General features: G+C 38.7%; 8 protein-coding genes and 1 tRNA gene. 5 read left to right on the top strand and 4 right to left on the bottom strand.

The window, feature by feature from the left end:
• Window positions 1-6: 6 nt before the first annotated feature.
• The 3 genes from AC4PG5_RS13160 to AC4PG5_RS13150 are packed head-to-tail and all read left to right on the top strand — an operon-like array spanning window position 7 to window position 3,893.
• Window positions 7-1,578: a RagB/SusD family nutrient uptake outer membrane protein gene (locus tag AC4PG5_RS13160; protein ID WP_492029313.1), complete on the top strand. Its 1,572-nt coding sequence runs from the start codon at window positions 7-9 to the stop codon at window positions 1,576-1,578.
• A gap of 8 nt (window positions 1,579-1,586) precedes the next feature.
• Window positions 1,587-2,579: a zinc-binding metallopeptidase gene (locus AC4PG5_RS13155; protein ID WP_492029312.1), complete on the top strand. Its 993-nt coding sequence runs from the start codon at window positions 1,587-1,589 to the stop codon at window positions 2,577-2,579.
• 9 nt (window positions 2,580-2,588) lie between these two features.
• Window positions 2,589-3,893, top strand: a complete 1,305-nt coding sequence (locus tag AC4PG5_RS13150) for a DUF4302 domain-containing protein (protein WP_492029311.1) — start codon at window positions 2,589-2,591, stop codon at window positions 3,891-3,893.
• A 414-nt stretch (window positions 3,894-4,307) separates the two neighbouring features.
• On the opposite strand, the gene AC4PG5_RS13145 is transcribed toward AC4PG5_RS13150, so the two are convergent.
• Window positions 4,308-4,380: transfer RNA gene (locus AC4PG5_RS13145), tRNA-Arg, on the bottom strand.
• 256 nt (window positions 4,381-4,636) lie between these two features.
• Between AC4PG5_RS13145 and asnA the strand changes: the two genes are divergently transcribed.
• Together asnA and ung are read left to right on the top strand one after the other, a co-directional pair.
• Window positions 4,637-5,674 (top strand): aspartate--ammonia ligase, encoded by a 1,038-nt coding sequence (asnA, locus tag AC4PG5_RS13140; protein WP_492029310.1) that lies wholly within the window; start codon window positions 4,637-4,639, stop codon window positions 5,672-5,674.
• 5 nt (window positions 5,675-5,679) lie between these two features.
• On the top strand, window positions 5,680-6,342 hold the full coding sequence (gene ung, locus AC4PG5_RS13135; protein ID WP_492029309.1) for a uracil-DNA glycosylase: 663 nt from the start codon (window positions 5,680-5,682) through the stop codon (window positions 6,340-6,342).
• A gap of 181 nt (window positions 6,343-6,523) precedes the next feature.
• Here the strand turns inward: ung and AC4PG5_RS13130 are convergent, their stop codons facing one another.
• The 3 genes from AC4PG5_RS13130 to AC4PG5_RS13120 form a co-directional block, all read right to left on the bottom strand.
• Window positions 6,524-9,223, bottom strand: a complete 2,700-nt coding sequence (locus AC4PG5_RS13130) for a putative LPS assembly protein LptD (protein WP_492029308.1) — start codon at window positions 9,221-9,223, stop codon at window positions 6,524-6,526.
• An 88-nt stretch (window positions 9,224-9,311) separates the two neighbouring features.
• On the bottom strand, window positions 9,312-9,848 hold the full coding sequence (locus AC4PG5_RS13125; RefSeq protein WP_492030767.1) for an HD domain-containing protein: 537 nt from the start codon (window positions 9,846-9,848) through the stop codon (window positions 9,312-9,314).
• Window positions 9,849-9,879: 31 nt separating this feature from the next.
• Window positions 9,880-11,235, bottom strand: coding sequence for a purple acid phosphatase family protein (locus AC4PG5_RS13120; protein WP_492029307.1), 1,356 nt, complete (start codon window positions 11,233-11,235; stop codon window positions 9,880-9,882).
• Window positions 11,236-11,242: the final 7 nt, after the last annotated feature.

The following is an 11,242-nucleotide window of genomic DNA, read 5'->3' as shown; positions in this document are numbered from 1 at the left end:
AAACTTATGAAAAAAATATCATTATTATATATAGCAACCACTTTAATCCTGGGATCATCATGCAATGATTTCCTAGACACGACTCCAGATAACCGTGCAGAAGTGGATAGTTACGAAAAAGTGCGTTCATTATTAGTCGATGCGTATCCTTCTAGGTTCGTATCTGTGGGAATGGAATGGGGATCGGACAATGTGTACGACAATGGAAGTAAATATTCCAACAATTATATCGACATTGAGAAAGCGTACCACTGGGAACCTCTAATCACCTCAAACACGAATGATTCACCCAATGATATTTGGAGTGGGTGTTATGGCGCTGTCGCATCTGCAAACCACGCATTAGCAGCAATCGAACAACTTGGTGGTGGAGAGAAGTTTAATGCACTTAAGGCTGAAGCTCTAATATGCCGAGCTTTTGGTCACTTTGCCCTTTCAAATATCTTTTGTTTAGAGTACAATCCGGAAACTGCAGAAACGGACTTGGGTTTACCTTATGCTTTAAAACCCGAAACGGAAGTTGCTCCGAAGTATACTAGAGGTACCATGAAAGAACTCTATGCAAAAATCAATGAGGACATTGAAGCAGCTCTTCCAATGATTAATGATGAAATCTATAAGGTGCCTAAGTATCATTTTAACCAAAAGGCAGCCTATGCTTTCGCGGCTCGTTTTAATTTATACTATGGTAATTACGATAAAGCAATAGAGTATGCCGGTAAAGCATTGACAAGCATGCCTAAAACAATGATGAGAGACTGGGATAAGTGGCTAACGGCTCCAAAAACATTCGACGACATGTGGAATGCTTACATGGACTACAAACTGAACACCAACATGCTGATCTTAGTTCCAACACAGACCATTGCACGTTATTTGAATTCTGGTTCATATAGCCGATACGCTCACTCGCTTATGATTGCTGAAACAGAGACCTTACGTTTGAAAGATGTTTTATTCTGGGGTGATTATCGTAATCTAATCAAAGGTATATATAGCGGATCGTCAGGTGATCAATTAGTTTGCTATGTGAGTATACCCGAAAAATTTGAGTACACCGATAAAGCAGCAGGCATCGGCTATGTACATACAGTATTCATGCCGTTTACCGGCAATAAACTGATCCTTGAACGAGCTGAAGCTTATGCGCTCAAAGGTGAGCTTGATAAAGCAGTCGAAGATATCAATACATGGATCAATTCTTCAACCAAGAACAAGCCTGTCGTTACAAAAGAGCAGATTGTAACTCTTTTCAAAGGGATAGAATACACCTCCTACCCTATGACCAAAACAGGACTAAGAACGATTAAAAAGACTCTTCACCCGCAAGGATTCACCATTGCACCGGATAGTGAGCAAGAGATGATCATTCAATGTATTCTTCATTTGAAGCGCATTGAGTTTATTCATGAAGGTGAGAGATTTATGGATATTAAAAGGTATGGCATCGAGATTTCTCATAACTTAAATGGGAAAGACGATGAATACATTCATTTAAGTACTGATGATCCTCGACGCGCAATTCAACTTCCACAAGAAGTGATCGCTGCGGGGTTAACTCCAAATCCAACAAAATAAAGAAATATATGAAAACACTGAAATATTTAATTTTGTTCCTAATTATTGGATTAGGATCATGCAGCGAAGATGCATTAAATCCGGTTTCAAATTTTCAAGATCCAACAACCCAACCTAACGAATTCGATTCTTGGATACAAAAAATTTATACGGAACCTTATAATATGAGGTTAAATTATCGTTATGTCGATACTGAAAGTGATCTAAAATACAACCTACTTCCTGCAGATCGGTCAAAATCATTAGCACTTGCAAAGCTGATCAAATATTTATGGATAGATTCGTATGATGAGGTCAATAAGGACATCAATCCTAACTTTATGAAAATATATGGACCAAAAATCATCCAACTAATCGGATCTGCAGCGTGGAATGATAATGGATCCCGCATTTTAGGACAAGCTGAAGGTGGTCTTAAAATAACACTGTACGAAGTTAACGCAATTGATGTTGACCACATTGACATTAACCAAATGAATGATCTATTTTTCCACACCATGCATCATGAATTCTGTCATATTCTTCATCAAACAAAAGATTATTCACCCGATTTCAAATTGATTAGCAATGAAGACTACAACTCAAACGGTTGGAGAAATATTAAAGAACCAGAAGCGTTACGTCTAGGCTTTATCACAAACTATGGAAGCTCTGAGCCCAATGAAGATTTTGTTGAAACTGCGTCCCTTTATATGGTACAAGATGATGCTTGGTGGGCCGCTAAGCTCGCTATAGCCAAAGAAGAACAAGTTTCTAAAACAGCTTTCGACAGCTATGTGGGCAAAGGGGTGAAAACCATAAAAACTGTGACCAATCCGGATGGCAGCACCACTCAACAATATTATATTGTATACAACGGTGACCAAAAGCTCCTTCAAAAATTGGGCATTGTAAAAGATTACTTCCAAAGTGTCTGGAATTTCTCGATAGACGACCTTAGAGAGATTGTTCATCGTCGTTCAGGAACTATTAACACACTCGATTTAAAATCTTATAATTAAAGCACTATTATGAAAAAGACATATTATATTCTCATTCTAATGGCTACCTTTTTAATTTCATCTTGTAATCCTGTACAAGATCAAATTTTCGAGGAACCGTCTGCTCAGCGGATAGAAAAAGCCATTAAAGAAGTACATCAACAACTCCAAAGCAATGCAGATGGTTGGTTGTTCAAAATATACACCACCGACTACGAAAATTATGGTGGTTTTAATGCGATTGTTAAATTTACCGATGAGGCAAGTACCACAGTTTACAATCCAAGAGTAGAGAATGGTAAGGCTTTTACTTCGGAGTATACATTAAAACAATACGGAGGAGTTCTCTTGTCATTTGATACCTATAACGAAGCTATGCACTATTTCTCAGATCCAATCAATCCAGATGGCATTGGAGAAAGAAGTAAAGGTTTAGAGGGCGATTTTGAATTTGTGATCATGGATCGAACAGAAGATAAAATTGTTTTGCGCGGTTTAAAAAGTAATGCTTTATGCGAATTAAGTCGTTTGCCTAGTGGAACAAATCCGGCAACATTCTTGTCCAATCTAAACACAATGACAGAGAATATAAAGGCTCCTACTTATGATCTATACATAGGGGGAAATAAAGTGGATGGATTCTTAGGAAATGGTATAAAATTCTCATTTACGACAAAGGTCAATGGGGAAGATGAAAATTTGACTTTCTCTATCATTCCAACGACAGAAGGTATTCAAACTTATCAACCGATATACTGTGACCTAATTGGAAAAGACAAAATGATGCAAAATTTTAAATTTGATGAAAAGAATGATCGTTTTGTCTGTACAGACCCAGGAATTGAGGCCTATATTCAGAAAATTTTCCCACCAATCAATGCCGTTTTTGCAAACACAGCAACGCAATGGTTTTTTAATGGAGATCGTACTGGTTCTGCAACCGATAGACTCTCTCCAATATTCGCCGCTAAACTTAAAACAGCATTAACCAGTTATGGATCTGGACATGAAACAATAAAGAACTTATATATTGGGCAAAGTTTACTTAGCAGCTATCCCGGGTTCTCATTTATTCTATATACGAGCTATGGATCAAGTTCCTACAATTTCATTTGGAAGTTAACTCCTTCAATTGTTGAAGGCACGGCTGATGAATTAATGTTCTCCAACCTTGAGTTAAGTCTAAATGCCTCATACTTAAAAGGTGTCACCGCTTTTGTAACAGAACTTATAAGTAAAAGTCCATATAAACTAACTTCAAATCAAAAAGATCCGCAGACCATAAGATTTACGAGTAAAGCCGACAGTGATTATTGGTTTGAATTGGATAAATAAAGTTCAGATAAAGAATATGTTCAAAGAGTAAGAATTGTTTGTCAAAACTCTCATAAGAGTTAAGACGACCTTTTAATACACTCTTAAAGTTGATCTTAATTATTAATAAAGCCTTGTCTCTTATATTTTAAAAGAGACAAGGCTTTAAATTTATTAGTCCGTATAGTCAAAACAGATTAGATAATGACCTTTTCCTTGTATAAACTGTACTTTAACGTTGTAAGTACCATCATTCTTTAACTCATTTCGTTTAAATTCAGTTCGAATTGTCAGCAATAAATCTATTATTTGGGAGTCGAGAATTAGTCAACAACAAGAAGATTTAAGTAGAATTAACCTCAGATTCCGAATTTGAACAGGGATCTCTAAAAACAAAAATCCTCAACAATCAACTGATTATCAAGGATTATCTAGTGACCCCGGTGCGATTCAAACGCACGACCTTCAGAACCGGAATCTGACGCTCTATTCACTAAGCTACGGGGCCATCAATTCAAGCGCAAAAGTATAAAAAAAATCGACTTTTACCTAACTCTATCCCTTCTTTTTCAATAAAAATCATAAGCCCATACTTTCCATTTACCTAAATAAAGGATCATATTTAGCACGAAAACCAAAAGAAAACTATTATTTTGAAATACAAAAACAAAAAACAATATAACTTTTGACATAATTTTGCATTATTATTTATACAAATGTACATAATTTGAATATATTTGCGATCAAATTTAAAATTAATCCCTATGAGTTATTTAATTAAACCACAAAACTACAAGCCTCTACTCAATTTAAAAGAAACTGAGCTCGGTATTAAAAAAATAAAAGACTTTTTTCAAATGAATCTATCGTCAGAGTTACGTCTAAGAAGAGTAACGGCCCCACTCTTTGTTTTAAAAGGTATGGGAATAAACGACGATTTAAATGGTGTTGAACGACCGGTATCTTTCCCTATAAAGGATTTAGGTGATGCACAAGCTGAAGTCGTACACTCATTGGCTAAATGGAAACGGCTAACCTTGGCCGACTACCATATCGAACCCGGATATGGCGTTTACACCGATATGAATGCCATTCGTTCGGATGAAGAATTAGGTAATTTACATTCACTGTATGTCGATCAATGGGACTGGGAACGAGTCATCACTGCAGAAGAAAGGAACGTTGAGTTCTTGAAAGAAACGGTCTGTCGAATTTATTCGGCAATGGTTCGCACTGAATACATGGTATACGAGATGTATCCACAAATTAAACCTTGCCTACCTAAAGATATTCACTTTATCCATGCCGAAGAATTAAGAGCATTGTATCCTGATATGGAGCCTAAAGAAAGAGAAAACGAAATCTGTAAAACATATGGTGCCGTGTTTATCATTGGCATCGGATGTCCATTGGGTGACGGCGAAAAACACGATGGTCGTGCACCGGACTATGATGACTACACCACTCCGGGATGGAATGGTCTTCCTGGGCTAAATGGAGATTTAATCCTATGGAATGATGTCCTACAACGCGCCATCGAGCTTTCGTCTATGGGTATCCGAGTCGATAAAAAAGCATTAATGCAACAATTAGGGGAGTCGAATCAAGAAAAAAGATTAAATTTGTATTTCCATAAACGATTAATGGAAGGCACTCTGCCTCTATCGATCGGTGGCGGAATAGGTCAGTCACGCTTATGTATGTATTACCTGCGAAAAGCACACATTGGTGAAATACAAGCAAGCATCTGGCCGGACGACATGCGAAAAGCGTGCGACGAGTTGGACATACATCTTATTTAATTCTCATGAACGTAAAAATAGAAGAAAGCTGGAAAGCGCAACTGCAAGACGAATTTGATCAAGCGTACTTTAAAACGCTCACCACATTTGTTCGATCGGAGTATCAACATCACCAAATTTTCCCGCCGGGACAACTCATTTTTAATGCCTTCAACCTCTGCCCATTCGACAAGGTTAAAGTGGTGATCATCGGACAAGATCCGTATCACGGTCCCGGACAAGCACATGGATTGTGCTTTTCGGTAAACGATGGAGTCTCTTTCCCGCCTTCTTTGGTTAATATCTTTAAGGAAATTAAAGCAGATATAGGAGTAGAACCCCCTCAAACCGGTAATCTAACACGCTGGGCAGAGCAAGGGGTGCTATTACTTAATGCAACGCTAACAGTAGAAGCACATAAGGCCGGATCACATCAAAAAAAAGGCTGGGAAACATTTACAGACGCAGTGATTAGGCAACTTGCCGAAAACAGAGAACATCTGGTCTTTATTCTTTGGGGAGCTTATGCACAAAAAAAAGGAGCATTCATTAATCGTGATAGACATCTGGTCTTAACCTCAGCCCACCCATCGCCTCTTTCGGCCTATAATGGCTTCTTTGGGAATAAGCATTTTAGTAGAACCAATGAATATTTGAAAGCACATGGACAAGATGAGGTCAAATGGTAAGGATAAATAAAGCCTCGATATTGCACCGATCATAAGTCTCTACTGTAAAATAATCAAATAGCAAAAAGGAATGTACCCTAAAAGTTGAATTCAACTTTTGGGGTACATTCCTTTTCTTATAAATGGACATTTGGTTTACCCAGAATCTTTATCGTTTATTCCGAACTGATTAGCCACAACATTAATACCACTGAATATTGCTTTGAGTCTGGCTTCGTTGGTCCCATTTCAAGTCTTGCAGAATGCTAGCTTTAGCCCGAATGGTAAAATTGTAATATTTCCAACGCCCAAAGGGTGATAAACTAGCCGACATCTCAAAACAGTGTAGATCGCGAGAAATAGTACAAGCCGTCTGAGTGATCTCTTTCATTTGGAAATCATACCCCGTATTAAAAGAGAAAGACCAATTATTGGAGATCTTTAGGTTACCGTTGGCATTAATATTATGAGTATAAGTGAACGGATAGCGCATCGAATATCGATTAATCGGTTTACTTCTGTCCTCACGAATATTAAATGAATAGTTTACGCTCAACGACCAAGGCATATTAAACTGTTGGTAACCATCGGCATCCACTTTAGCCTTTTCAACTTTCTTCTTGGTCGCCGTTTGAGAGTCATCACCATTTCCTTCTTGATCCTCTCCATCGTCGCCTCCTTTTTTCTTATTCTCTTGATCGTCTTTCGCCCCAAACCACTTTTTCCAAGTATCATTATTAAACGTATAACTGAAAGAAGAGCCATAACCTTGGAAACGACCAAAACGCCCGTACGACCATTCTGTGCGATCTCCTACAACCACATTTCCTTTTTTATCGAAAGCATAAGCATAGGTCGCAAATGAAGCGTTCATATTAAAAGTATAACTTTTGCTCAACTTCAAACGTAACGTCATATTTAAATCGCTCCACGGGCGAACCTTGGCGGCCATATTATACGACATACTTGCTCCCAGTTCGTCAATCAAGCTCACTTTCTTTATCGAATCATTCTTGTCTTTATACTTCATCTCTAAATTGTTCGACAGTGAAAAGCTGACGCTTCCCGATCCTTCACGAGAAGGAACCCCAAACTGCTGGCCAGCATATGGGGAGTAATACTGAAGATTCCCATTATTATCGGTATACTCCTCCCAATATTTGCCATATCCCGGTGAATTACTCAAACTAACCTGAGGAGTAATGACATGACGAATCTGTATCTCCTTTTTCTTCATAAAAAGAGGCTTATACATACCATAAAGTTTGGTACTCATGCTCAAACTCGTAGAGTAGTTCGACACACGATAAAAACCATTGATTGTATCACCGGGAAGAGTCTCTAACCGACCACTTGTTTTATTATAAGTCTGATCGATCTTACGAGTATACCACCGTTCGGTATAGTTAACCGATGGAGAGACTTGAAGATATTTAAATAAAGTAAATGTAGCACTAATCGGAATATTGTGATTCATCGCATTGTCCCAAGCACTAATACCTGCTTTAAACAAGCGGTCGTCTTTCGTCTTCAGACTATTCGTCAAACGACCGGAGTAACTCAATGAGATTTTCTCATACCAACGTTCGGCACCAGCCGCTTTTTTTCGTTTGAAAGGAAACACGCGACTCAATGCAATATTCAAATCAGGCAAAGTTATCGCAACGGATGAGTCTCGCATCGTCTGAGCAATATTCGTTGTTCCCGAAAGGGTTAATCCCAAATCCGGGAAACTACGCGAATAACTGATACTAGATGTTTTCGTATTCTGAGTAAGAGCTTGAGAATTATACAAGTTACCAACATTGGAGCGTTCATAACTGCTCGTTGCAAAGTTCACACTAGCCGAGAACGTACTATTAGGACTTGCTTTAGCATCTTGGCGATGATTCCAGACAATTTTAAAGTCCTTCGACACAGAATAGTCAGCCGCACCTTTTTCACCAAGTTTTGTAACTTGATAATCAGCTTGAAACATCCCTGAGTAGCGATAACGTTTATTATAGTTGGTCACGCCTGACAAAGCCCATGATCCCTTGGTAAAGATTTGCCCGGTTAGTTTTAAGTCCATTCTGTCACTTAAAGCAAAATAGTATCCTCCATCCGTCAACCCAAAACCACGTGTATAGTCGTCCATATAGGTCGGCATGATAAAGCCAGATGCATAGCTACTCGAAAATGGGAAAAAGAAGAACGGAACCGCAATAGGAAGAGCCACATCCTCAACAACCAGATAAGCCGGTCCGGTCACCACATTCTTTTTCGGACGGACTTTAGCCCTTGTCAACTGTAAATAGAAGTGAGGATGATCATGATGATCACACGTTGTATATCGTCCACCATCCATAAAGATCTCGTCGTGTGTCCCTTTTTTGGCTTTTTGTCCGGTGACATATCCTTCGCCTTGCTGAGTCACAATATTGCTAATAGCTGCTTTACGACTTTTAAAGTTATATCTGATTTCCTCAGTATCATAAGAGGTATCGCCATCTTTAAAGACAGGCTTTCCCGTTTGATTACCAATACTATCTTTCACTCCATAAGCATGAACCGTGCTACTATCAAGGTTCATTGTGATCACTTCGGCACCTAACTCGATTTTCTGATAGTTCACCTTACCACTACCATAAAGAGTAGCATTTCCTCCTTGGACAAAAACCGTTGAATCGTTCGACTCATAGACCACAGGTGCTTCCAAGGGTTGCTTTTTCTTGCGGGGAGTTAAAGAGTCAATAGCTAACGTATCCGTTTTTAAGGAGTCTGTTCGCGACAAGGAGTTTCCTACCGCACGGTTAACCGACATTGCTCTTCTTCCGCCTTGGGAAACCGCACTATAAGGTAATACGATAAAAACAGACAGTAATATAAATGGTAATAATGTATTTCTTCTGAATGGCGCCATTAACTAATTATTTACGCTTGAAGCGACAAAAGTACACAATCTTCACTAATATCACGAGATAATCTCTTTTTTTAATTATTTTTTAGCCCTATAAAAAAAGCTCGCACCAATGGTCAAACCGCACAATCCCTTCTTCACCAAACTTAGAAATAGACTTACGGGCTTGCGCCACTGTTTTTTCTTCTTCTAAGTGGGTCTTTGAGAAAAATTTATCTGCAAAGCAAATCACTTGCTCTTCAAGACTAACGGGCAACATTTCACGATGCGGAATAGGCATTTCACGTTCAAGAATAGTCGTAAGTGAAAGTCCCGCTCCAGTATGACGTTCACAGACTAGAGCATGATGAGGGTAACCTTCTTTTCGCATCAATTCAGCGCCAAGGTATCCATGACAGATGTAAGGATGACTCCCCAAACAATGTATTCCCGGAGCATGGGTCATAAAGATCCCAATATCATGAATCATACTCGCTTCATACAAAAACTCTTGGTCAAGATTTAGTTCGAGATGTGTATTAGCAATACGCAAAGCCTTTTGGGCAACCGATCGACTATGGGTTACTAAGATATTTTTGAGTTGATTCTCTTCTGTGTAGTATCTGTCGATAATCTCCGACGGATTCATAACGCTATCCACCATTGCTATTAATCAGTTATTATTGTTTACGGTTTCTCCATTCCTGCACTTTTTCTTGATACTTTCTAGCCTTTTTGCCCGATAACCAAGGCATATCCAACTGTTCAGGAATTGCTTTGGCATAATCCATAATGCGACAATTCGCATCTTTTTTTAAAATGGACAGGTGATCATAAAGCGAATCGTTTTCTAAAAACGTCTTTACGATCAACGAATCTTGAGCAACATCAATAATTTGATAAAAGCGATGATTAGTACCAAAACGATCATACAACGGATTAAAAGATAATCGATAGGTCTTCGGCGAAGCATGACTAACCAAATAAACCGGAGTAGTCGGTTGACCATCATCAGTTTTTGCAGTCATTCGCCCATAATTATGTTCATGCCCTTGAAGGACAAGATCGACTCCATATTCTCTAAATAAATCGTCGAACATCCACCGTATGATAAGATTATTCATCCGCCCCTTAATAGAATACACAGGATGATGCAACATTACAATTTTCCATTTCTTTGTGGATGACTGGAGTGTTTTCTTTAACCATGCTCGTTGAGAGCGTAAGAACCAAGGGTCACGGTTACTATCTAAGGTGATAACAGTTGCATTTTTATAATCCATTGCATAAACATTATTCCCTTTGTATCTGGATTCCAAAAGATAAGAAAAGAAGTAAGCAAAACGTTTTTCCACAATCCGCGTCAATCCTTTGATATATTCGTGATTTCCCGGAGAAGCAACTATAGGTGTGTTTGTTGCAATTGAATCGATACTATGATAAGCTTCTTCCCAATAGCAGTTCATTGGACGTTCAGCAAAATCGCCAACAAACAGATAAAAGGCTGCTTGCGGATAGCGGTGTCGAATATTTTCCATAAAAGGACGAGTCGTACCATGAAGGGTATCTTGGATATCCCCAATAAAGACAAACGAAAATTTCTTAGCGGTATCTGATGGCATAGAAAACGAATACCAATCGGAAACACGAGAATCATTACAAACACGGTAATGATAAGAACGTCCACAAGCTAGTTCTCCAAACTTAGCCCAATTAACATTAGTATAGCCACCAAGAGAACGAAGATATTTTGACGAACCATTTAAACGAATCGTATCTGTCGCACCATCTTCCACATATTCTAACCTAGCCTGTCCGGATGTTCCGCCACAAGCCCAACTCACTCGACGTGATAGTTCTCCGGTATTACCAAAAGTCAGCGAAACCCTTTGTGGTTGATCGGTTAGTACAAATTTTATCTCAGGTTGGTTCCCAAACCAAACCCTCCAACGTATCTTACAAAATATCGCTCCGACCAAGATTAATAAAAAGACAGTTCCCCAAACGATCTTTTTTCTATAATTAGGTTTTCTCATTCATTGA

The sequence above is a fragment of the Bacteroides sp. QWL-09 genome, from assembly GCF_058683585.1.
This window is presented reverse-complemented; position numbering and strand designations above follow the sequence as displayed.